This window comes from Citrobacter sp. W9 (assembly GCF_026719375.1).
Classification (GTDB): Bacteria; Pseudomonadota; Gammaproteobacteria; order Enterobacterales; family Enterobacteriaceae; genus Citrobacter; species Citrobacter werkmanii.
On sequence record NZ_JAPPTE010000026.1, the window covers coordinates 37,787 to 59,770 of the forward strand.

The window sequence follows — 21,984 nt, forward strand, 5'->3', positions numbered from 1 at the left end:
TTTTCCTCGTTTAAAAAGCGCCCGACGAGCTGTTAAGGGCATTGATATCCATAACGACAAGGACCAGAAGCAAAAGCATCAGGATCATTGCCAGGAACATGAGACCGCGGATAACGACTGCACGTTTTGCTACTCGCTCCAGAGTTTGTTCAAGCCAGCGCTGGCCGTAGTTAATTATGATTTCATCATCGCCGTCCCCCTGTAGAAGGGAGAGAAAGTTGGCAGCTTCCTGCGACGGAAAGTCATAACCGCAATCTTTCAGGGCCAGCCCGAAATGTTTACCTTCACGAACGTGTTCGGTAATTGCTTCGATACGCACAGCAAGCCAGGGGGATGCCGTTTCCTGCAGAATCTCCAGCGCGTCTTTAGTTTTGACACCGGACTGCAGTAGTGCACCGATGTTCAACAGGAAAGTTGCACCCTGAATATCCTTATAAACCGACCATGGCATCAGACCGTCGAATGCACGGCGAAGTTTGTCGGGGCGGTGCCAGCGGGGGAGTGACCAGATAGTCCAGATAGTTGATGCGATAGTAGCGATGGCAGTTATTACGCCATATTCACTGAAATACAGCGAGATACCATAAAGAAAGCCGAGTGCACCGGTCCAGTTCTCTGGCGGGCTGATTTCTGTCAACGTGGGAAGTAACTCAGTATTCAGCACATAAATGGTGCTGGCCATCATGATGGCAAAGCCGATCGGATAGATGGCCATCTGCCATACTGCAGCACGAATACGCTTACCGGCGCTGGTCAGAGCACAGGCGTATCTTAGCGCGCGTGGTAGTGACTCACTGCGTATGCCTGCGCTTATGACGGACGCTTCTGCGGCCGGTAGCCATCGGGAGAGCGTACGCTCCAGCGTTTTTTCCCCGCTGTTTTCCCTTAAGGCATCAACACAGTCATCCGTCAGCTCAACGTAGGGATGCCAGTTCTGGCCGAAGTTTGTCCAAGCATTGCGCATTTTCTCCAGTGAAGGCTTAAGTTGTTGCTGGTTTTCAATCAGAAATCGCAGGGCATCATAGAACTGAACACGGTATCGACCGCTGAACGTCTTGCGAACCAGGGTATATCGGAGTCGTTTCAGGACGTGCATTTCACGCATCATCCACCTCCAGACGTTCATCTTCATCGAGCGGAATGATACGGTTGGCCATCAGCGGGTCGACCAGTCCTTCGTTGATTTTATGCAGGACGTGCCGGACACGGCTGATCCCCTGCATGTGATTTATCCAGTATTGGCGCGCCGCGACTTTGCCGTCTGTTTTCAGCAGCTTAAAAAGACGGTTATTGGTCTCGATAACCTCGGCAATGACGGTACGCCCCCTGATCCCCTGACCGACTTTACCGCGAACCTGACCGTTTATCTCCACCACTTGTGTACATGCTTCACATCCCTCTGGGTTGTGGAAATAGAGCTTATCGGTCGAACAGATACCTTCAATGTTGCAGTATTTCTCCAGCCAGTCCTTTTCCTCGAGAGTCAGGCTGGCGACCTTATCCTGCCAGGATATACGACATTCAGGACATAGCGTGGGCACCAGGCGCTGGCTGATAAGTCCAATCAATAACTGGGCATCACACAGCAGATTTTCGTTAATGCCGAGCGTAACCATGCGTTCCGGGATACCGAGTGCAGAGTTTGTGTGTAGCGTAGTCATCACCAGGTGTCCGGTCTGGGCGGCATAAATGGTGGCCAGCATCGAGATAAGGTCGCGCATTTCCTGCATCATGATTGAGTCAGGGTCCAGTCGCAAAGCTGACGAGATGGCTTTTCCCCAGGCGATATGTACTGCTTCTTCATCAGATTTGTCGCAGATGATCGGGGTCTGAACAGCACCCACGACCTGTCCCTCAAGCGGATCTTCAATGGTCAGAAGGTGTTGCCCGGGGTTGGTATCGAGGTATACCCGACAGGCGGTACGCAGCGTAGTGGACTTACCAGAACCGGTAGGTCCCGAGAGAATGATTTTCCCTTCAGGGCGGTCAATCATGCGTATCAGTAGCTTGATTTGTTCGGGCAAATACCCCAGTTGTAGAAAGTCAGGTACGTTATTGCCGTCATCCGGGATAAGGCGCATTACCGCAATCAGACCATCGCCAGTTGGACGGTGGCTGTAGCGGGCACCAAACAGGCCTATTTTCCGCATCATGGCTGGAGAGAGTCGTGCATCCTGCTCACGGTGTGGGTAGAAACTGGTTTCTGACACATCCGACATAGAGAGAATACAGGTGGCACAGAGGGACATTCCTTCCTCTCTCTGACGTTCATCCACCACATGTAAATAGCCGTGAACCCGCATTTTGACCTGGAAGAGCGAGTCTGAAATCAGGAAGTGAATATCTGAGGAGCCGAGCTTTCTGGCCACTGAGAAATAGTTCAGGATCCGTTGCTCACTGTGGCTGCTGTCGCCACCCAGATCTGCCAGCGTCAAACCAGCCTTATCGCTGGCCTGAGGTTGAGCAGCCTGGTTTTTTTTCGCCTCACGTAAGTCCGAGAGAGTAACAAAACGATGTTTGATCCCTGGATGCTTATTCATTAAATCCATCAGCGCGGCCTGTACACCTGGGTCGCCTCGCTGGTTGGTGTCGATAAGGATTTCTTTCTTTTCTCCGTCATCAAACAGCAGGAGGGATTCTGCAGTAATAGCGTTCATGGTTAGTCTCCGAAAGCAAGCAGAGTGCCATCGCTGAGTGTGACACCGGCAAGCGTAATACTCCTGACAGTGCTCTCCAGACCAGGAATACGGCTCCCCGGCGATACAACCAGTGACTGTCCTGATGGTAGTTGTAGTGTGGCGCGGAGTTTTTGGTCGCGACCGTTGATTTCCAGCACGACAGGACGATTATTTGCGGGAACTGTGCGTGCAGGTTGGCCGGGCAGTGAAGTCTCACCGACGATAGCTCCAGGAAGGGAAGGGGCGACGGTACCGGCACCGGCTTGGTTTTCCTCCAGCTGGCGCTGAAGTTGCGCCCCCTGCACTTCTGCCTGGAGGATGATGTTTCGGATATGCAGTTGCTCAAGCTGACCTTTTGTCACTTCGGCTGGTTGTGATACCTGCTGGTTAGTTGACTGAGAGGCCTGAACAGGTAATGGACTGAATACTGGCAGCAGGAGCCAGAGTGTCGCCTGTCGCAGAAAGTTACTTTGCTGACGCATAAATTTTACCTTCAGTGGTATAGCTGAACGCACTGCCATTCAGCTCGAAAGAGATTCGGGTTAGTCGGATACCAGTTTCATCCAGACCGTCGAATAACATGATGGAGGGGAGGGGAGCGGAGAAACTAAACACGTATTCCTGCCAGTCCTGCACGGGAGGCGGCTCTCCGTTCGCCCCTGGCAGGACTGGAGGTGCAGCTACATCAGTGATGTTGAGCATGACCTGCTGTCGCTGGAACCAGGAGAGGATACGGATGAACTGCGTTGAGCTGCTCGGCACGGCTTCATCTTTGAGTGGGCTGTCAGGGGGAGCCAGTGTAACCCTGGCTTCCCGCCCCCCCTCTTTCAGATTGAATACAGGTGTGACACCGAAAACTTCCCGGGCGCGGGCCAGGAATCCCTCTACTGTACCGCCCGGCATAATCTGGTACAGAAGTGTTATCCCATCAGGTGAACAGGTTCCGGATGTCAGCTTCCAGCTTTCCAGAACATACTTCGCCGGATCGGTCCGTCTCTGACAATCGTTGAGAAGATCCGTAGCCGTGACTTCGTGTGCCCAGGGGTGAGGCAGAGATTGAGGTTTTACCTGGGTGGCAAACATCGCGCGGGCCCTGGCCTGGATTTCCTCGGCGGTGAGCGTCGGCTCCTCTGGTGGTGTGGCAGCCTGCCACCAGGTAATGCCAAATGTACCCATCAGCAATATCGCGCTGGCTAAAAACCAGCGTTGTCTTTGCAGTCCATCAACATGTACACGGCATTGCTGTCGTCTACGCGCAGAGAGTCCGGTAAAGAGACTGTTGGCTTCAAGCGGGGTGTCCACTGTGGCCAGACACTTCCATCCTTCTGACGGCGGTTCATTCATGCTCAGGAACAGTGTCAGCAGCGTTTGCATTTTGTCTGCGCCCCCCGTTTTATCGGCGGTGACGGCAGGCAAACCATTGATGCTGGCCAGAAACACGAAATCAGTACTATTCAGTCGGTAAATACCATATCCGTTTCGTGTACTGGCACAAAAAGCGAGCGCCAGTGAGTAAAGCTGATGCCGGCGATGACGGGCTGGCAATCGGCCGCCCCCAACTACCTGTTGCTGCCTGTCCCGTCCATTTATTCGTTCACTGGAAGCATTAACACCGATACCTGCTGTACTGGCGGGCCGTGCTTTTCTCAGTTGAAATGACGGTAGCCGGAATTTCTGCCTTTCCTTTGGTGCCCAGTCCATTCCCGCCAGCCAGTAACGGCTGCGAGATTTTCCATCCCGGATTGTAAACAGGTAAGCCTCATCATTCATTTCAGCCTCCGGAGTTCTGCGGGAACGTCGGCGTGATCACTATGACCAAAGTGGTTCGCTCGTTTTTACCTGACTGACTTCCACCCAGGAGCGGATTCCCTGGCGTGAAGGTACCGGACTTATTGACGGAGGTATTGTTCTGATCAAAGCCGGTGAGGATCAGCGACTGCCCGGCCCGGAGGTTTGCCTTCTGGCTCAGGGAGCGCAGTTTGGTATATGGCATCTCTATATAGGAGTTGCCGTCTTTTGACGTGAAGTTACGAATAGTAGGTGGATCAGACAGATTGAAGTTCACCTGCAGCTGAACATTACCTGTTTCCTGAATTAACGGCAGGAGGGTCATGTTGAACCCGGTAGTGATCATCCCCGGAGTCAGAGTTGTGGTGGCGCCAACATCAGTGGTGGTTGTTGTAGCCGACTGTGCCACATAAACCGTCTGATCTGCCATCTGGATAGGCACGGGCGTCAGGTTTGTCACGGTGCTGGACTGAGAGGTGACGACGCTGACATCACCCTGTTCGGACAGTGCTTTTAGCAGCAGGCTGGAGCCAGCAAACTTCGCGGCATTACCGGTAGCGGTATCAAGAATGGATGCGCCGGCAGATATACCGCCAGAGAGATCCCCGGTAGCGTTATTAAGCGTTGCGCCAGCTGAATGCAGTGACTTGTAGACCAGATTCCAGTCAATCCGGAAATCTTCATTTCGTGAATTACCGACGCTCAGTACTTCAACATTCAGCGCTACCTGCCGGTTCATGATGAGATTCTGCTCGTTCACGTAACGGGCCACGGCAGCCTGTACTGAAGGTGTATCCGTCACAATCAGTGATGAGCTGGACGAGGACAGCCAGTAGCGGCCTTTATTTGGAGTCAGCATGGACTCAACAGCTTTGCGCAGATCAGCATACAGATCGTATTCCTGACCGGTAGTTGTGCTCTGGGAGGTGGTGGATTCCCCGGATGCGGAGTTATCCGTGCCACTGGTGGCCCCCATACTGCTGGTCGTTCCTGAACTGACGCTCGACGTGCTGGACGTTTTGGTATTCAGCATGGCCAACGAATAGGTCCGGGTTTCCATCAGGTAGAAAACGATGGTGCCATTATCCATTCGCCAGTAGAGACCGCTACGGCTGGCCATCAGATCCAGAAGCCCGCCCAGATCGCCCTGCCACATCAATCCGGTGAGATTCAGGGGCTGGCTGGTTCCGCCTGTTGCCGGAGAGGTTACGCCACCCAGGCTTGCCAGTGGTGTCCGCCCACTGTCATCAGGGGGGGGGAGTGAGCCACTCATCTGGCGTGTGACGCCGGTGCTGACGCTACTCTGGCTGATATCAATGGCATCAGGAGTAAATATGACTGGTGTGCCGCACAAAGCTGTGATGCGTTGTGCCAGTTCCTGCAGCGTAATGTTCTTTTTTGCCTGAGTTATGTTACAGGACGGAGCCTGGCGGTTTCTTTCCCGTACGGCGACAGGAATGGGGCTGGGGTTAATCCACTGCCGGTCCGTCCAGGTCAGTGGTTGTTGGTGTTGGGTTCGTGGCAGCTGCGCCTGCGCGCGGGCTACCGTGGCATCAGATTGAGCCTTCGTCTGCATTTTGTTGATTTCAGAGAAGGTACAGCCTGCGAGCATGGCAAAGCAGGACGCCATCAGCAGGCGCCGCAAAAGGGTTTTCTTCATGGGGAAAATCCGGATTAGTTGAGGTAAACCACGGCGCCTTCAGAAACGCCCTGTGGTGCCGTGAGTCCGGTTGCAAGACCGGAGAGCCAGATTAGCTGGCCACTTCTCATGGTGCCGATAAGTGCCGAACCGCGACTCTGTGCCCGTAATGCATCAACGAGCCCAGGTTGTTCCGGCATCCAGATCCACAATCTGCTCTGAAGTAACCGGTACTGGATTCGGCTGTCGGGCGTGAAGGGAAGACCCAGTTGATCGGTTGGAATGGCGGCCTCCTTCTGACCTGTCTTGTAACGCCAGTCATTAACACGATTAGCGATGGTCAGGAACTGGGATGCATAAAACTGGCCGCTCTGTGTTTGTATAGCTGTCCGACTGTTCTGATTGCGCTGGGAATCTATATCACCGGCGATAAGGAAAAATATCATACCGATGGCCAGTATGACCCAGCCCATCATCGACCTGCCGGAGTGTCTGTGACTGATACCACGCACTGCATGCGGGAAGCTTCTGCATAAAGCGGTTTCTGTGCGGTACGGTAAAGGTCGAACATTTGGCCGAGCATGGTTTCAAATGAACCGCGGAATGTCAGCGGAGCATCAAGCCGATAATCCGTCACGGCGACAGGCCATATAACCGTCCAGTGTGGTGAAGCGCCAGATTCACAGCGGGTGTCCTGTGCCCATTTCATCAGCATTTCCCGCAGAGTTGTACCAGCCGGTGCCGTCCAGGTTTTGCCCTGAATCACAGGTGCGATCGGTTGTCCTGTGACTGGCTGCGGTTTCACCGCTACCGGTGTCTGCGCCGATTTTGTCGTTACAGGGGCCGGAGATTTAACAGTTGCCTGCGCTACTGGTTGGGCTGAATCCGGGCCGCTGAATGGGTTTTTCGGTACGCCGGCTGCCTGGGCAGGAGTTGTTCGGTTTTCAGTGGACGACGCAGAGGTTTTTAACTGAGCAGATTGACCCTTTCGCTGCAGTGTGACGGCATGACGATTCCAGTCCACCTGCGCCTGGATTGATTGCTCTTCCAGCAAACGGTTGAGCACCCTAGTCCACTGGTCATTGGTGTATACCGAGACGATACGGGTATTCAGGACAGGGCGCAGTGCATTCTCGTAGTTGAGTGCCCAGCCAGTGGGAATGATACGTTTGACCCACTGTTCGAGTGTGAGGTTGCGCGCCGGTGATAATGACAGAACTTCAACGGGACCCGGTGTGCCGATAAATGTAAGTGTTGACAGTGATGGGTTCGCGACTGAACCAGGTGCGCTGGATTTACTTGTGGAGGAAGCCAGCATTGTTGGTTGAGGTAAAGGCGAGGTCTTCGATAACTGCGCTGCAGTTGCCGACTGTCGTACGGGAACAGGTGTAGCGGCCGGAGGCGCTATCCGTCGTTGTGTTTGTTTGATTATATCAGCGCTGTCGCTGATCTGACCGTCTACAAACACGAGTGCAGGGGTGTCTGGTGCGACATTACGGTTTTGAAATCCCGTGCAGCTGCTCAACAGTGACGGTATTAACAGGGGCAGGGCAATTTTATGCACGCTGACGTCCCGGGTGAATGGTCGAAACTTCATGGTTTGTTCCTTTTGTTATCGGTCAGTGAAGGTCTGGCCGCCAGAGATTACCGCTGCCGACATTTTCTCGATCTCCCCATGCTCCCCATGCGGTTTCCGGCAGGGTACTATGTCCGATATAGAGAGTGCGTAAAGTAGCTTTAGACAACGAAGTGTCCCGGCCTCGAACAACAGAGAAACGATCGAGATAGAAAGACTTTTCAACTTCTTCGTCCTCGTTTTTTTTCAGCAGGAGTTGAAATGTGACAGGTGAAATCATTGAGCCTGTTGCGGTAAATGCTTCTTCCATACGAGTGAGCTGCAGGATGTGATTCTTCCGAGTGCGCTGGCGCTCCATGATTTCGGTGACAACTTGTTCAGGCCAGGGGCAGAGGCAGTGTTTCCAACCAAGTCCTAGAAGTGAATTAAGTACTGCCCGGAATCGAAAAAGATCGCAGTTCCCGGTTGATACAGAGTTCGTCCAGAGCGTAGTCAGTACGGCATCAATGGAGCGTTTTTTTTCGGTTTCGAGTAACTGCCGGATAGTCATGAACTCGCTTCCCATTCCTTTGAATGTCGGTATTCTTCTTGCTCCGCTTAACCATTCAGTGATGAATCTACGTTTGCCACGCTCTGAGGTTATGTGATGGTTTTCGACTGCCGTACGTAAGGCAACGAGAATGCACCACAAGAGATGGCTGACCTGTTCCTGGGTGGATTGCATGGTTTGTCTCTCTTAGGTTCCGGTTTCTGGCAATGACGTCTGTACCTTCATTCCGCCAGAATGAAGGAAGCCTGAGTGCTGGCTGGTTAAAGGAACAGAGGTTGTTCATCGGGTAGGACCAGCCCAGACGTCATTGCCGGAAAACGGTGCAAAAAAAAGCCCCCATAGACGGGGGAAACTAAAAGGGATGGAGTGATAACTGGTTAAGGCCAGTTTAAGAGGCTACGGTAAATTACATTTCAAAACCCCCATGCATCAGCATGGGTGATCATATCGAACAACATCGCTGTCCTGGATATTGGGTGTTCCATTTTTTCTAGCTGTGTCAGGCGTTTGTACTGACTTTTTGTAAGCCAAATATTTGATGCAACTTCCAGTTCATCCCTTGCTGCAGGGTGATGGGTAGGGTCGGGATATTTTTTCATTAATGCTTCAACCACCCTTGTGTTCACTGGGGTGATTTGGCTACCGAACTTCACAAAATCGCAGAAGGCTGAGTGCGCCCTAATAGTATCTATCTTTTGAACATCAAAATTGGCTTTTAGGAAAAAATATCCAGGAAAAACTGCAGATACCCTTTTTCTGAAAACATGCGGTGCATCAGCACGACGTATTTTCGTTAAGGATAATGGCGTCCAGGGAGTAATTCTCCTGTCGTGTAGCCAGCCGAATAATTTCTCGCGATTTTTGCCCCCCGTAATATAGAGAGCAAGATACCATTGTTGGTTACATACAGTCTCAATATTCATTTTTGAACGCTTCGCGCAGAATTGATCCATGACGGGATAATTCAATGTTCAACGGGGACGAACATACTCAACCATGACGACTAACAGTCTTACTAACAAACACTTAAGTTTGCCTGCTGTATTGGGGGTCTCATAGCTCAGAATGCTCTTGTAGGGTAGACCCTCAAGTAAAATTGGCGGCAATACTTAAAGGTCTGCGCGTATAATTCTATCCCAGTAAACCAAAGTAAAGTGTAAATAGTCCAAGTCTTAAAAATGCACCCTTAAGGGGTGCATTTTTTGATTAATTTGTGATCATCAATGAAATCATAAAAAAATATGAGCGTGACAATATTACTGCCCGCATTGCATCGTTGCTTTTTAAGTTCAGAGCCTTAGTGCTTCGCTTAAGATGTGATCGGACCGTTTCAACAGAGATATTGCAAATGTCAGCAATGGATTCATATGTATTTCCGTGTGCATACAGAGTCACAATTTCTAACTGTTTTTTGGAAAGTTCAGGAAAAACGCTATGCAGGGCGTTAATAGTGTTCTCATTAATCATTGTGAAGTCCCCTGGCAAATCAGTACGTAATAAATTTACGCGTAAAATGCATCTCCCTTAATGGGGAGAAACCCCATTGAACATGTTGTGATATGTGGTATGGATTAGGGCGTTCTGTTTAGAGAACACATCAGCTACAAGGCATTGAAAGCCAAGTTTATTTGCTAAGGGGGATTGAGAATTCTTTGATAAGTTCTTGAGCATTGTAGATGAAGCTCCCGTGTAGATATGATATCGGCTACCACGGAGTTCTCACGCTCTGGTGGCAGCCCAGGCAGGGGTGAGAAACCGGCCTACACGGTACCGGCCAACCTTACGGTTGCCCTACCTGAACCGCCATTACACAGATGTGCTGGTTCAGTACACAAAAAAACACGCTATGCGTGTCTATGTGCACGTGTAGATACGGGTTCTCACGCCCGGTCACAGGATTTACTATGACTGTTGAAGACTACTGTTTGCTTAGTGATGAGTCAACTAGATACGCATCAGGATCAGCTCTGAATAATCGAAATCTCGGCTTTAAAAATCGAGGGGGGATATAGGCATCCCAGTTATTCTTCTTGCAAACTTCTATTAGCTCGGCCCCTGACGCGGTCCCGGTTTTCTGCAGACATCTGCTGATTCTGTGTTCTACCGCTTTTAAAGAAGTCCCTAATATCCGAGACATAATTTTCCTGCTGTATTTAAGAGATATTAAAAAAATGACTTCCCATTCAGCATTAGTAAATATCTCGGACGGTACCCTATATACCAACGATTTGGGAACGTCTCCCGACAGTAAGCTATCTGGTCCAAAAATATCAACAGGTCTTACCTGAAGCATAGTACCGGAACAGATCCCTTCATCGTCATAATAGGGCCGGGACTCGAAGTACAAAGCATGTATAGAGTTGCTCTCACCTATTGGATGCGTAACGATTGAAGAGAACTGGTCTTCATGCTCCATAACAAGTTCTTCCTGATTGTGTATTCGCTGTGAAAGGTAAGCTAAGGATGTAGGAAGTTGGTCTAATGTTTTACCTACAATAGGATAATCATAAGGGAGTTTTAATAACCTAAGAAAGGCTTGGTTTACTGCTACATACTGCAGGCTACCATTCTTGATTGTCATAGGTTCCCTGCTGTTGGAAATCAGGTTTAAGACCTGAGGAGCAAGTTGGAATTTTTTTTTGAAGAAATGATTTTAGACATCATCCGCTAATGGCCGTATCTATTTGAATTTTAGAGGTATATTCTGTGTGTGGATGTACTATATCATGTAAAACTACACTTAACTGAGTTTGATCAGCGATCATAATATTAGTTAATGATGCTTTTAAGTGTCTGATTGTATGCTACGATACAATAATTCGTAGGTGCTATCTGTAAACCAGGAGGAGTTATGGCACATCCGATACATTGCACGAAAGTCGCTGGTATCACGGAGTTCAAAAGGGATCCGTTAGGGACTGTCGAGTCAGCAGAGGGTGATGCTATTGCTATTCTGAATCGTAGCGCGCCGGCGTTTTATCTTGTACCACTAGAGCTTTTCGAGAGCTTAAAACGAGACGCAGAAGCGCATCGTTCCAGAAGTGAAGCTTAATCCTGGTGCTGGAGAGATCCTAAAAATTGATCCTGCATTGTTGTGGTGATAAAGTCGGTGAACTTATTGTTATAAATGAATTTATTAGGTTGTCACGCCTTAGAAGGTGACAGGTTCTGGCAGGTTAGTTAACTAAGCCCAGAAAAGCAAAAACCCCGATAATCTTAGATACTTGGCGGCATCGCGAGATTAACGGGGTCCTTAACAAATCATGCAGAAGTTGTTGCTTCTGTATGGGAGTATAACCCGTGCGCGAAAAAAGACAAGAGATTCCGTGCTTACTCCTTCTGTGCAACATAAGCGCAGGAAGTAGTGAGTAAGCAGAATTCTGAAGCTACTACACTTTACCGCCAGGTAAAAAATCCGAATCCAGTGTTCATTCCTGAAAAGGGAAAGAAAACTCTGCCATTCTGTGAAAAAATTCGCGAGAAAGCTGTTGGCTTCACTCAGCGTGCAGAGTTTCAGGCTCTGGTTGCTATGCTGATCGCCCGTGGTGAGCGCAAAAAGCGCCCTCCAGTGTTGCGCATACGGGCTCTGGAAGCAGCTGTTCAGGCAATGTGCCATTATTTTAATCCCCTGGCTAATCGCGTTGGTTCATCGCTTACTACCATGAGCATTCGCTGCGGGCTGGCCACGGAAAAAAAACGTCTGTCGATCACCCGCCTGACGGGGGCTCTGAAGTTTCTCGCTCAGCTCAATCTCATTACCTATAACACCGAATACGACAAAGAAATTGGCTGCAATATCCCCACAGACATAACTTTCACGCCTCTGATGTGGCAGGTACTGGGGGTGTCTGAGGAAGCCGTTGCTGCAGCCCGTCGCAGCCGTATCGAGTGGGAGAACAAGCAGCGTGAGAAGAAAGGGCTACCCCGCGCCGGTGCTGATGAACTTATCAGTGCGGCCTGGTCATTCGTGCGTGAACGCTTCCGACAGTATCATAAGTCACGTTATGAACACGGCATGAAACGGCACAGGGCGCGTAAGGATGCTCCCCGAACGCGTAAAGAGATTGAGCAACTGGTTCGTCTGCAGCTCCAGAAAGAAATCAGTAAGGGCCGCTTCTTCGGTACTCTTGATTCGGTGCGCGACGAGATAGAACGTCGGGTCACTGAGCGAATGAAGCTCTCGCGTGGCCATTATGCTCGACTCGGTGATGCCTTGCTCGTCACAACTTAACGCCTGCTAATACACAATCTATATGACCTGGTGCCCTGGTGCCGGTATACGCCTGCCTGCTTTCCAGCTTGTATTGCCGTTTTCACCTATTCGAGTCCCTGTTTTATGTCTCTGAATGACAAACTCGTCCGGTAGCTCTCAGAGTGAATAAACTTAAACAAAATCCGACCTTTGTTGGTCACACATTTCTGTGACCGATCGCCCAATGTTTCGCCGCTTTTCGTTGTTCTTCTACTTATCCACACAAACTACAAGAGGGTATTGCTTCAATCCACTGGAAGGATATCGTTCAAACCACTAAATGGTTTTTTTACAAACTACGATGATCCTTTTAAACACCCGATCTTCTTTCTTTTAAACTTCAGTTATTACTTACTTTTAAAAATAAAACCTATTCAGCACCTGTCCTGTGGACATGTGTATAACGCCCGCCCTTGCAGCGGACGCTGTCCGCGCCGGTTCGGTTCAGGCGCTTTGCGCCTTAAAGTAGCTCCCGCCAAAAATGGCGGGCAGGGTGCAAAACTTTATAAACTGCCAACATCTGGTAACTGACCTTCCAAATCTTCAACTCCTCACACAAACTCACCACTGAAAAGCGCCGCCACCCGGCCCAAAGGGCCGGAAGACATCGCTTTTAATGATGGATGTTGTAACTAGATTCTGAGCCGCTTTAATTTATACTGTCGACAGGTCCAGGATAACACGCCCGTAAGCGGTCCTAACGGCCCGCTAACGCGGAGATACGCCCCGACTGCGGCTAAGCCTTGTCGTGACCACTCCGACGGCGCACATAGCTTTCTGTACAGCCTGTTTGCGGATTATGGCTTAACAGGGGGAAGGGATGGATTGGTGGAACCTATCAGAACTGTAACCGGCTACGCCGGGCAACGGCGCCACTCACTTTCAGTGTAATATTTAACATCTGTTGGCGCCTTTATGCCGCCACGCGGCATAATTATTCTCCGTTTATACCGGTAGCCGCTGGAACTGCCGAAATTTCCGTTGAGCATAAATTTTAGCGTTCGACAGCATGTGTACAAAAGACCTCGTCAACAAGACAACAAAGTAATAGCTGTTTGTAGCGTAAATATTCAGGGGTGATATTTATGGGTTAGTGTTTTTTACGGGACAACTACAGTAATATGTGATACCGATGCAGTGGATATTATTAACGGTATCGACTATGTATCAAATAGCTGGATAAAAGTAATAGTTGAATAAGGTATCAATACCCGTAATCTTACGTTCAAACCACCAAAATGGGGGGTATCATGTGCAAACTAAACAAAGTTCCTCTCAGAGTACTGGATGATGAGGAAAAGAACTACGCGCTGAACGAGGGAAAGTTTGGGATAGGGTTTTGAGGGAGTACAACGTGTGGCATAGCTCAGGTGGCGAACAAGCGTCCGCCATCCCTAAAAGGTATGGGCTTCAGATGGATTGTTTTCTCGAATTCTTATACTTTGTAAAAATAACTTTGTTGAAAACAATATTAATAACCCAGCAGATAAGCACTCCTAAAAAAGCTGCACCATAGATGCGTTGGTTCGGATCTGTAATCCAGTTTAATGGCCACACCGCATCAATTTGCGAATTATTATTTGACACAATTAGTTGAATTTCAGATAAACATGCGTAAGAAAAGGAAAACGTTATTACATACAGGACTGCAAAATAAAATGGTTTAGGAAAGGTTCTGTCACTCTTCTTATTCATTTTAGAACTCCTGAGGAAATTGTTAATGATATATATTTAATTAGACTTGTTTCTACTGCACATATATAAATTTATAGGTTATGTTCTGATATGTCCATTAGTTTTAACTTAAGTGCATTTTATTTCCGTCAATATATATCTGCGTGTTGCTATGTATAACAGGAAAAGAAAGGAGAAGGACGCGCACTGGCACTGGCAGTCAAATCGGCCGCCTGGCATCGTGAGAACTCGTAGCACAGGATGCAGGCATTTTCACACAGGCACAGGTAATCGGTTTCCCCTGCTGTCGGCAACGTTCGGATTCAGGGCGTCATTGAGAGAGCCTTATCCCTGATGTTGCTTCCGCCAACGCCAGGGTTCTGTCTGGTCGGGGGCTGACCAGAGTCCGATTGCCAGACGTCTGGCTTCGTCTTCGAGGGCAGCGTAGTCAGGTTTGATGGGTTTTCCGTGATATCGGTACGCCCAGGCCAGTCCCTTACGGATCTGTTCGGCATTCACGTCCTTAGCGTCAAGCCACACCGTACCCAATAGCCGTCCATAACGATCCGTATCTCCTCCCGTGACGGTTACGGTTCGCTGCGCCACCATCGATGAAAGAGCCTGACGGGAGCGCTGGCCAAAGGGCTGGCTCTTTTCGGGTGCATCAATGCCGGCCAGACGAACACGGGTCACTCTGTTCCCTGTTTCAAGAATCTCAACGGTATCTCCATCCAGCACGCGCACAACCCTGCCGCTGACATCCGCGCTGGCAGAAAACGTCAGAACGATCATAACTATTGAACATAACAGGCGGATCATGCATATAGGGGTCTGACGCTCAGTGGAACGAAAACTCACGTTAAGGGATTTTGGTCATGAGATTATCAAAAAGGATCTTCACCTAGATCCTTTTAAATTAAAAATGAAGTTTTAAATCAATCTAAAGTATATATGAGTAAACTTGGTCTGACAGTTACCAATGCTTAATCAGTGAGGCACCTATCTCAGCGATCTGTCTATTTCGTTCATCCATAGTTGCCTGACTCCCCGTCGTGTAGATAACTACGATACGGGAGGGCTTACCATCTGGCCCCAGTGCTGCAATGATACCGCGAGACCCACGCTCACCGGCTCCAGATTTATCAGCAATAAACCAGCCAGCCGGAAGGGCCGAGCGCAGAAGTGGTCCTGCAACTTTATCCGCCTCCATCCAGTCTATTAATTGTTGCCGGGAAGCTAGAGTAAGTAGTTCGCCAGTTAATAGTTTGCGCAACGTTGTTGCCATTGCTGCAGGCATCGTGGTGTCACGCTCGTCGTTTGGTATGGCTTCATTCAGCTCCGGTTCCCAACGATCAAGGCGAGTTACATGATCCCCCATGTTGTGCAAAAAAGCGGTTAGCTCCTTCGGTCCTCCGATCGTTGTCAGAAGTAAGTTGGCAGCAGTGTTATCACTCATGGTTATGGCAGCACTGCATAATTCTCTTACTGTCATGCCATCCGTAAGATGCTTTTCTGTGACTGGTGAGTACTCAACCAAGTCATTCTGAGAATAGTGTATGCGGCGACCGAGTTGCTCTTGCCCGGCGTCAACACGGGATAATACCGCACCACATAGCAGAACTTTAAAAGTGCTCATCATTGGAAAACGTTCTTCGGGGCGAAAACTCTCAAGGATCTTACCGCTGTTGAGATCCAGTTCGATGTAACCCACTCGTGCACCCAACTGATCTTCAGCATCTTTTACTTTCACCAGCGTTTCTGGGTGAGCAAAAACAGGAAGGCAAAATGCCGCAAAAAAGGGAATAAGGGCGACACGAAAATGTTGAATACTCATACTCTTCCTTTTTCAATATTATTGAAGCATTTACCAGGGTTATTGTCTCATGAGCGGATACATATTTGAATGTATTTAGAAAAATAAACAAATAGGGGTTCCGCGCACATTTCCCCGAAAAGTGCCACCTGACGTCTAAGAAACCATTATTATCATGACATTAACCTATAAAAATAGGCGTATCACGAGGCCTGTGGGAGGAAAATAAAGTGTCATCCTAACTACAGGACCCTGCAACGTAGCAATTCCTGCAAAAATCCATTTAAAACAATGACTTATTTCAATTCTGCCATCTGCAAGCGTTTTGTGGGGATGGAGGCCGGAATCATTAAAGTATCATCCTAATTTTCGCTCAACCTTGGAAAATGCTGAGAATCGTAAAAATAAAGTTTCATCCTTTCCGCTACTAGTTCAAGGCTTTCTTCCGGCCGCCGGCAACAACGCTGCTTGGCTGAGGCGATCCACTTGCGCTACCGCTCACTGATCAGATCGAACTTGAACTCGACGAGCAGCCAACCATCAGGCCGAGCGTGATCGCCAAAAAAAACGGATCATGCGAAATCCTTCGTTGAGTTTGGCGCGGGTTTTAGCAAATCAGCTGGCCCGCGATCCGGTTGAGAGTGATCCGAAGCGGTCCTTGACGACCGGCACAAATCGGCCGATTCTGTTGAAAAAGTAGCTTTAGCGGCAGCCTGCCGATCAGGTGTGCCTGCTGTCGAAGTGGCTGCAAGCCACTTCAAGTTGCCTTCCGGCGTTTCACTGAGCGTCCTTGCTCAGGTTTAAGGGTTAATTTGAGGGTTTCTGCTCGTAGCAGGCATACCTATCCCGTCAGCGGTGGCCCTTGAGGCAAAAGCTTGGCCATGCGGCGCAGGTTCTGCACCATCGCAGCCAAGGTGAATTCGTCAGTGGCACCCGTTAGGCCACGCAGTCGTAAACGGTCGAGTTTCATGATCCGTTTGAGGTGGGCGAAAAGCATCTCCACCTTCTTTCGTTCGCAGCGAGAGACGAGGTACTCCGGTGTCTTGGCGATGCGTCGAGCCACGTCGCGGGCAGCCTCATGGATGCTGCGGACGATCTTCCGATTCGGCGTGTTGGGGCAGCATTTCGCTTTCAACGGGCAGGTGGCGCAGTCGGTTTGGCTGGAGCGGTAAATGACGGTTTTGGCCTTAGTTACCCGCGACCTTTGCTGGGTGAAGGCGCGCCATTCACTGCGTAGCGGTTTGCCGGCTGGGCAGCGATATTCATTGGCGTCCTGACTCCAGTGAAAGTCGTTACTGGAGAGGCTGTCGTCCTTGCGCTCGGTCTTGTCCCACACCGGCACATGCGGTTCGATGTCCTTTTCTTCGACCATCCAGGCCAGCATCGGGGCGGTGCCATAAGCGGTATCGCCGATAAGGCGTTCCGGTGTGAGATCGAACTGCGCCTCGACACGCTCGACCATCGTCCTAGTCGAATCGACTTCGGCGGTACGGTGCGCCGGGGTAGCTTCCACGTCCATGATCACACCGTGCTCAGTGTCGATCAGGTAATTCGTGGAGTAGGCAAAAAAGGCCGGGCCACCTGGCGCTGCTGTCCAACGGGACTGAGGATCAGTGAGCGAAATTTTCTTGGGAAGAGCCTCAGCCAGCGCCTCTTCATCAAGGGCTTCGAGGTACTCGCGCACTGCGCGGCTGCTGAGCTTTGGATCGTTCCAATCGACCTCATCTCCCGCCACCCCACGTTGCCGGCTGGCATCCGCCTTAATGATGCTGGCGTCGACGGCGAAACCTTCACCCTTGACTAGGCCGGCTGCCATGCAGCGCCGCAGCACCTCATTGAATAACCAGCGGAATAGATCGCTGTCACGAAAACGCCCATGGCGATTCTTCGAGAAGGTCGAGTGATTGGGGACTTCGTCTTCCAGACCCAACCGGCAGAACCAGCGATAGGCCAGGTTCAGGTGCACCTCTTCGCACAATCGCCGCTCGGAACGAATGCCATAGCAGTAGCCGACGACCAGCATGCGCACCATCAACTCCGGGTCAATCGAGGGACGCCCGATGGGGCTATAGAAATCTGCCAGGTAGGCACGTAGATCACTGAGATCCAAGCACTGGTCGATGCTGCGCAGGAGATGTTGGGCCGGGACGTGATCTTCCAGATTGAACGAGTAGAACAGGCGCTGCTGTCCTCCCGGTAACTGTCCCATCATGCTGTTCGCCCCCACGCTCGCTGACAAAGCAATTTTGCCAACGGCATGGGGAGGCCGCTACTTTTTCAACAGAATCGGCCGCACACAGCCATTCGGCTCAACAGAACCCTGCCTTTACCCCACCAAACTCCGGAAACTCGCCCGGTAGTCCGTCGGCTTGAGATGCACATGTTGGCTGAGGTCGCCGGGTAGCGTGAACAGGCGCGGACCGTCCCGAAACTGGAACACGCGATACAGATGGAATTGATCGCCCGCCTCCTTGGAGAATTCGAGTTCGTTGTGGCTGACCAAGAAAGACGAGCCTACCCCGCCATTGGTGGTTTTCACCTCGATGAAGCGCTCATGGGCGTCCTCTTCGAACGACAGGATGTCGAACCCCGCACCGTCTCCCTGGGTGTCGGACACCCAATCCAGCCGCTGAAAAAGCTCTGGGTGGCCGAGCTCGGTCAGGCGTTGCTGTTCGTAGCCAATCACCCACTGCTCCCCTGCCCGGCCCAGCTTGCGGTTGGCTTCATCGCGAGCGGCATAATCGAACTTTCGCGGTAGGCGTTGCCGTAGAGATGCCGGGGTACGCACAAGCACTTCACGGGCGGGTGGTTCTACCAAAGCCGCTCGGTAGGTTTTGTCACCCGGAAGTTTTACCTCCTCCAGGGCATCGACAAGAGCGCCGACCGTCTGCTGATGTTCCAGAACGTAGGCGTGTACGGATTTACGCAGCAGCAGTTGGCTGTTGCCGCGTGGCTTGTAGCCGTTGATATAGGGCAGGCCCAGGGCATCGAGTACGGCGCTAATGTTCTGGTGCTTGAGCTCGACTGAAGACTTGCTGCGACCGTTCAGCAGTTGGCGCAGTGCCTGGTTGTGCTCGGACTTGTGGTACGGCTCCCCAGCCGCCTCGGCACGCAGCATGTCGAAATAGTCTTCGACCGTGGCCAGGACCTCTTCTTCGGACCAGTCTTCGCCGATGCGAATGATGCGAAACCCGAGCCGCGTCAGCGCCGGAACGACGGTCGTCTCGCCACCGGAGAAGCTGTCAGCAGTGAGCGGGCCCTGCTCGGGAAATTGCTTGCCGAAGGCCACACCGGCGATGGCCTTGGAATCGCAATCGGTGCCGGTCTTCGGATCACGTACCAGGAAGTCGCGGGACTTGCCGTAGCCGTGGCGCGCCAGGAATTTCGTGCGGCCCAGTTGCACGAACTCATCGATGGCAGCCTGCACGGCGGCGGGGCTTCGAAGCTGGGAGAGTTGAGACACAGGGTCCTTCCTTACTGTCATGGTGTGCCGGGAACCGCCGAGCCACGAGATTATGAGTAGCCCCTGAACAGAAACGTCACGATAAAAGCCGTGAACGCCACCAGGCCCATTAAATCCCTTGCGTATTTGCAGCCCGTGCTGTCCAAACCTGTACCAGGTCCGATCAACACGCTCCAACCATTGAGGTACGAAAACACCGCCTGACCGAACAAAAAATGCGTGATAGCCGCCGCAGCCATGACGCCGGAATCGTCAGACAGGCTGTAGCTGTTGACCATTGCCCTGTACGCCTGCATCTGAAATGGCTATTGCCCTGATGGGAGCCGGCTTTTCAGCCACCGACACCAGCGATGCCGTCAATATTCTTTACCCGATAACCATGACCGTACAAGCTAACAAGGCCTGGCAAGCCAGCGGACTTAAAAAGTCTTTTTTTCTACCATCCCACAAAAAAGTTCGTGGTGGAGAAAAGATAAGCTATGCAAGGCTTTAGGAGACGTGGTTTTTCAGGATGACGAAGAACGATTCGGCGCTAGGTGCAACATAGGTGCATCGCACGAGCGCTAGGAACGGCGAAAAAAGGCGGACGTGGCGAAATCGGTAGACGCAGCAGACTTTAAAATTGGAGTGCCCGCGGGGAAATCCGCGGAGTAGAACCGCTCAAAGTCGGGGAACGCTAACGGGCAATACCCTAAGCCAATCCCGAGCCAAGCCCCTTCGGGGGAAGGTGTAGAGACTGGACGGGCGGCGCCTAAAGCCTTCGGGCAATGGCGAAGGGACAGTCCAGACCACGAACGTCATCAGACGGCGGCGAAAGTCGAGGTGGTACGAAAATCTGCTTCTCTGTGAGAGTACGGGTTCGAGTCCCGTCGTCCGCACCACAAAGCCAAACATCCCTGCGATGATCGACCTCTGGGCGTTTGGTCGTGAGCCCGCCACCCTCGCGCTACGCTTTGCGCAGGCGTCGAAGGCGATCAGGTGCGCCCATCGATTCCGTCGAGCACCATCGCTGCGAGTTCATCGCTGGTGTGTGCACCACTATCGAGAACACGGGTTGTGCATGGAAGCCGTTCCCTTGCGGCCAAGCATCGGGCGACATTCGCTAATCGCCACTCTCGAATCTCCGCATTTCGATTCGGGTCAGGATGCATGGTCTGGTTCGCGATCCGGTGACGCAATAGGTCCTCGTTGAGCGTCAGAAAGATGTGCAGCAGCTGATCGTCGATCCGCCTTACCCCGTCGAGTATCTCAGTCAGATAGTCCGGGTGCACGAGCGTCATTGGGATGATGATGTCCTGCGAGTAATTCCTTCGAATCTCCCTGACCGCCGCGATCGTAAGTCCCCTCCACAAGGGGAGATCCTGATAGTCTCCGCTCGCTGGCATGGGGACCGTTTCTTTCACCACGAACCCGATTTCCTCGGGGTCAAAGATCAGCGATTTGGAACGCCGATCGCGCAGCCGCTTAGCGAGCGTCGTCTTTCCGGCGCCGAAAGGTCCGTTGATCCAGATTATCATTGTCGACGGCCTCTAACCTGAAGGCTCGCAAGAGCGCTCGACGGCCTCGTGCGGAGGCACGATCGGAGTGGTTCCGAAATGCTTCTCAAGATAGGTGACGCCGAACGTCACGATGTCCTGCGCGTCGAACAGGTAGCACTGAGCAAAGCCCACGACACCTTCTCGATGGCGACCGAGCTTCACGTAAGCATTTGCTATAGTTTCAACCGCATCCGGCTTTCCTTCGATAGCAAAGCAATCGAGAATGCCGTTTGAATCGTAATCCGATGCCGTTTTCCAGGCGACTTCACCGTCTCTTCCAAGCATCGGCATCTCATACGTCACCCACCGTTTGTTGGGGATATCGGCAACCGCCTCGGCGTAGTGCAATGCGGTAACGGAGTTTAGCGGCGCACCCAACAGCAGGGCCTTCCCGCCAAGGCGAACGAACCGCTCGACGGGCGATCCTTCCCCCAAGGCGTGACCGAGTTCGTGAGGCTCCGTCAGCGTTTCAGCCAGCGGACCAACCGCGACCATCGATGCATCGGGGTGCGCGCTGCGCCGCGCGCCGGGGGCTTGAACCAGAAATTGATTCAGCAGGCCGAACCCACGGTAAGTCCCGGCTGTTGCGGGATCGAACGGCAGCCAGGTACGGCGGGCTTCGTCATCCAGCCGAGCGCCATTCAGAGTCTCCTCGTAGGGTGATCGGTCCCACGACGCGTATCCCATCACAGTGCCAGTCGGCCCAACCGCGGAGCGTAACGCGGCAACGACCGTCTCCGCTCCTCCTTCGACCGGACCAATCGCTTTAAGTGAGGCATGCACCATCAAGAGGTCACCGGTTTGGACTCCGAGTTTTTGAAGCGCCTCCGTTATTGCCTTCCGCGTATGCATCGCGATATCTCCTCTAAACTGCAAAACACTATACGGGGTCTGACGCTCAGTGGAACGAAAACTCACGTTAAGGGATTTTGGTCATGAGATTATCAAAAAGGATCTTCACCTAGATCCTTTTAAATTAAAAATGAAGTTTTAAATCAATCTAAAGTATATAT

At 51.4% G+C, this 21,984-nt stretch carries 21 protein-coding genes; 2 read left to right on the forward strand and 19 right to left on the reverse strand.

The features are described 5' to 3' along the window. Window positions 1–10: 10 nt before the first annotated feature. The 11 genes from OOJ59_RS24515 to OOJ59_RS28295 form a co-directional block, all read right to left on the reverse strand. A complete protein-coding gene (locus tag OOJ59_RS24515; protein WP_040231337.1) occupies window positions 11–1,105 on the reverse strand; it encodes a type II secretion system F family protein in 1,095 nt (364 codons plus the stop codon). Next, a complete protein-coding gene (locus tag OOJ59_RS24520; RefSeq protein WP_048227627.1) occupies window positions 1,098–2,657 on the reverse strand; it encodes a GspE/PulE family protein in 1,560 nt (519 codons plus the stop codon). Before OOJ59_RS24520 ends, OOJ59_RS24515 begins: the two co-directional genes overlap by 8 nt. Window positions 2,658–2,659: 2 nt before the next feature. Then, window positions 2,660–3,160 (reverse strand): type IV pilus biogenesis protein PilP, encoded by a 501-nt coding sequence (pilP, locus tag OOJ59_RS24525; RefSeq protein ID WP_053069306.1) that lies wholly within the window; start codon window positions 3,158–3,160, stop codon window positions 2,660–2,662. Beyond that, window positions 3,144–4,448, reverse strand: coding sequence for a type 4b pilus protein PilO2 (pilO2, locus tag OOJ59_RS24530; protein ID WP_048227626.1), 1,305 nt, complete (start codon window positions 4,446–4,448; stop codon window positions 3,144–3,146). The genes pilP and pilO2 overlap by 17 nt, the downstream gene beginning before the upstream one ends. 1 nt (window position 4,449) lies before the next feature. Beyond that, window positions 4,450–6,126 carry a PilN family type IVB pilus formation outer membrane protein gene (pilN, locus tag OOJ59_RS24535; RefSeq protein ID WP_048227625.1) on the reverse strand — a complete coding sequence of 559 codons (1,677 nt, stop codon included), beginning with the start codon at window positions 6,124–6,126 and terminating at the stop codon, window positions 4,450–4,452. A gap of 14 nt (window positions 6,127–6,140) precedes the next feature. Next, entirely contained in the window at window positions 6,141–6,581 is a 441-nt protein-coding gene (gene pilM / locus OOJ59_RS24540) for a type IV pilus biogenesis protein PilM (RefSeq protein ID WP_234113460.1), read from the reverse strand. Continuing rightward, complete coding sequence (locus OOJ59_RS24545) at window positions 6,578–7,702, reverse strand: TcpQ domain-containing protein (RefSeq protein ID WP_053069305.1); 1,125 nt, start codon at window positions 7,700–7,702, stop codon at window positions 6,578–6,580. Before OOJ59_RS24545 ends, pilM begins: the two co-directional genes overlap by 4 nt. A gap of 22 nt (window positions 7,703–7,724) precedes the next feature. Further along, window positions 7,725–8,405 (reverse strand): hypothetical protein, encoded by a 681-nt coding sequence (locus OOJ59_RS24550; RefSeq protein WP_048227624.1) that lies wholly within the window; start codon window positions 8,403–8,405, stop codon window positions 7,725–7,727. Between the two features lie 239 nt (window positions 8,406–8,644). After that, window positions 8,645–9,154 carry a transcription termination/antitermination NusG family protein gene (locus tag OOJ59_RS24555; protein ID WP_048227623.1) on the reverse strand — a complete coding sequence of 170 codons (510 nt, stop codon included), beginning with the start codon at window positions 9,152–9,154 and terminating at the stop codon, window positions 8,645–8,647. Window positions 9,155–9,437: 283 nt separating this feature from the next. Continuing rightward, window positions 9,438–9,698, reverse strand: a complete 261-nt coding sequence (locus OOJ59_RS24560; RefSeq protein WP_048227622.1) for a helix-turn-helix transcriptional regulator — start codon at window positions 9,696–9,698, stop codon at window positions 9,438–9,440. Window positions 9,699–10,149: 451 nt separating this feature from the next. Beyond that, window positions 10,150–10,836 carry a helix-turn-helix transcriptional regulator gene (locus OOJ59_RS28295; RefSeq protein WP_282100814.1) on the reverse strand — a complete coding sequence of 229 codons (687 nt, stop codon included), beginning with the start codon at window positions 10,834–10,836 and terminating at the stop codon, window positions 10,150–10,152. Between the two features lie 759 nt (window positions 10,837–11,595). Here OOJ59_RS28295 and repA point away from each other — a divergent pair. After that, complete coding sequence (gene repA, locus OOJ59_RS24565; protein ID WP_087879578.1) at window positions 11,596–12,462, forward strand: plasmid replication initiator RepA; 867 nt, start codon at window positions 11,596–11,598, stop codon at window positions 12,460–12,462. A 1,431-nt stretch (window positions 12,463–13,893) separates the two neighbouring features. Here the strand turns inward: repA and OOJ59_RS24570 are convergent. From OOJ59_RS24570 to OOJ59_RS24595, 6 genes are all read right to left on the reverse strand, one after another. After that, complete coding sequence (locus tag OOJ59_RS24570; protein ID WP_053389728.1) at window positions 13,894–14,178, reverse strand: hypothetical protein; 285 nt, start codon at window positions 14,176–14,178, stop codon at window positions 13,894–13,896. Window positions 14,179–14,502: 324 nt separating this feature from the next. Next, complete coding sequence (locus OOJ59_RS24575) at window positions 14,503–14,949, reverse strand: thermonuclease family protein (RefSeq protein ID WP_238784824.1); 447 nt, start codon at window positions 14,947–14,949, stop codon at window positions 14,503–14,505. Window positions 14,950–15,130: 181 nt separating this feature from the next. Continuing rightward, window positions 15,131–15,991, reverse strand: coding sequence for a broad-spectrum class A beta-lactamase TEM-1 (locus OOJ59_RS24580; protein ID WP_000027057.1), 861 nt, complete (start codon window positions 15,989–15,991; stop codon window positions 15,131–15,133). A gap of 820 nt (window positions 15,992–16,811) precedes the next feature. After that, window positions 16,812–18,182 carry an IS1182-like element ISCfr1 family transposase gene (locus tag OOJ59_RS24585; protein ID WP_000971921.1) on the reverse strand — a complete coding sequence of 457 codons (1,371 nt, stop codon included), beginning with the start codon at window positions 18,180–18,182 and terminating at the stop codon, window positions 16,812–16,814. A 114-nt stretch (window positions 18,183–18,296) separates the two neighbouring features. Then, the gene (locus tag OOJ59_RS24590; RefSeq protein WP_000080861.1) at window positions 18,297–19,433 is read right to left on the reverse strand and encodes a DUF3883 domain-containing protein; all 1,137 of its coding nucleotides are present in this window, start codon (window positions 19,431–19,433) and stop codon (window positions 18,297–18,299) included. A 50-nt stretch (window positions 19,434–19,483) separates the two neighbouring features. Then, window positions 19,484–19,711 carry a hypothetical protein gene (locus tag OOJ59_RS24595; protein WP_000248278.1) on the reverse strand — a complete coding sequence of 76 codons (228 nt, stop codon included), beginning with the start codon at window positions 19,709–19,711 and terminating at the stop codon, window positions 19,484–19,486. Window positions 19,712–19,734: 23 nt separating this feature from the next. Between OOJ59_RS24595 and OOJ59_RS24600 the strand changes: the two genes are divergently transcribed. Continuing rightward, the gene (locus OOJ59_RS24600) at window positions 19,735–19,926 is read left to right on the forward strand and encodes a hypothetical protein (RefSeq protein ID WP_000951934.1); all 192 of its coding nucleotides are present in this window, start codon (window positions 19,735–19,737) and stop codon (window positions 19,924–19,926) included. A 481-nt stretch (window positions 19,927–20,407) separates the two neighbouring features. On the opposite strand, the gene OOJ59_RS24605 is transcribed toward OOJ59_RS24600, so the two are convergent. Both OOJ59_RS24605 and aac(3)-IId read right to left on the reverse strand, forming a co-directional pair. Continuing rightward, window positions 20,408–20,950: an AAA family ATPase gene (locus OOJ59_RS24605; protein WP_000587837.1), complete on the reverse strand. Its 543-nt coding sequence runs from the start codon at window positions 20,948–20,950 to the stop codon at window positions 20,408–20,410. Between the two features lie 12 nt (window positions 20,951–20,962). Beyond that, window positions 20,963–21,823 (reverse strand): aminoglycoside N-acetyltransferase AAC(3)-IId, encoded by an 861-nt coding sequence (aac(3)-IId, locus tag OOJ59_RS24610; protein WP_000557454.1) that lies wholly within the window; start codon window positions 21,821–21,823, stop codon window positions 20,963–20,965. Window positions 21,824–21,984: the final 161 nt, after the last annotated feature.

What these genes read in the sequence shown, in the direction of transcription:
- OOJ59_RS24515 (WP_040231337.1), bottom strand. Translation starts at nt 1,105, where the DNA reads ATGCGTGAAATGCACGTCCTGAAACGACTCCGATATACCCTGGTTCGC.
- OOJ59_RS24520 (WP_048227627.1), bottom strand. Translation starts at nt 2,657, where the DNA reads ATGAACGCTATTACTGCAGAATCCCTCCTGCTGTTTGATGACGGAGAA.
- pilP (WP_053069306.1), bottom strand. Translation starts at nt 3,160, where the DNA reads ATGCGTCAGCAAAGTAACTTTCTGCGACAGGCGACACTCTGGCTCCTG.
- pilO2 (WP_048227626.1), bottom strand. Translation starts at nt 4,448, where the DNA reads ATGAATGATGAGGCTTACCTGTTTACAATCCGGGATGGAAAATCTCGC.
- pilN (WP_048227625.1), bottom strand. Translation starts at nt 6,126, where the DNA reads ATGAAGAAAACCCTTTTGCGGCGCCTGCTGATGGCGTCCTGCTTTGCC.
- pilM (WP_234113460.1), bottom strand. Translation starts at nt 6,581, where the DNA reads ATGATGGGCTGGGTCATACTGGCCATCGGTATGATATTTTTCCTTATC.
- OOJ59_RS24545 (WP_053069305.1), bottom strand. Translation starts at nt 7,702, where the DNA reads ATGAAGTTTCGACCATTCACCCGGGACGTCAGCGTGCATAAAATTGCC.
- OOJ59_RS24550 (WP_048227624.1), bottom strand. Translation starts at nt 8,405, where the DNA reads ATGCAATCCACCCAGGAACAGGTCAGCCATCTCTTGTGGTGCATTCTC.
- OOJ59_RS24555 (WP_048227623.1), bottom strand. Translation starts at nt 9,154, where the DNA reads ATGAATATTGAGACTGTATGTAACCAACAATGGTATCTTGCTCTCTAT.
- OOJ59_RS24560 (WP_048227622.1), bottom strand. Translation starts at nt 9,698, where the DNA reads ATGATTAATGAGAACACTATTAACGCCCTGCATAGCGTTTTTCCTGAA.
- OOJ59_RS24570 (WP_053389728.1), bottom strand. Translation starts at nt 14,178, where the DNA reads ATGAATAAGAAGAGTGACAGAACCTTTCCTAAACCATTTTATTTTGCA.
- OOJ59_RS24575 (WP_238784824.1), bottom strand. Translation starts at nt 14,949, where the DNA reads ATGATCGTTCTGACGTTTTCTGCCAGCGCGGATGTCAGCGGCAGGGTT.
- OOJ59_RS24580 (WP_000027057.1), bottom strand. Translation starts at nt 15,991, where the DNA reads ATGAGTATTCAACATTTTCGTGTCGCCCTTATTCCCTTTTTTGCGGCA.
- OOJ59_RS24585 (WP_000971921.1), bottom strand. Translation starts at nt 18,182, where the DNA reads ATGATGGGACAGTTACCGGGAGGACAGCAGCGCCTGTTCTACTCGTTC.
- OOJ59_RS24595 (WP_000248278.1), bottom strand. Translation starts at nt 19,711, where the DNA reads ATGGTCAACAGCTACAGCCTGTCTGACGATTCCGGCGTCATGGCTGCG.
- OOJ59_RS24600 (WP_000951934.1), top strand. Translation starts at nt 19,735, where the DNA reads ATGGCTATTGCCCTGATGGGAGCCGGCTTTTCAGCCACCGACACCAGC.
- OOJ59_RS24605 (WP_000587837.1), bottom strand. Translation starts at nt 20,950, where the DNA reads ATGATAATCTGGATCAACGGACCTTTCGGCGCCGGAAAGACGACGCTC.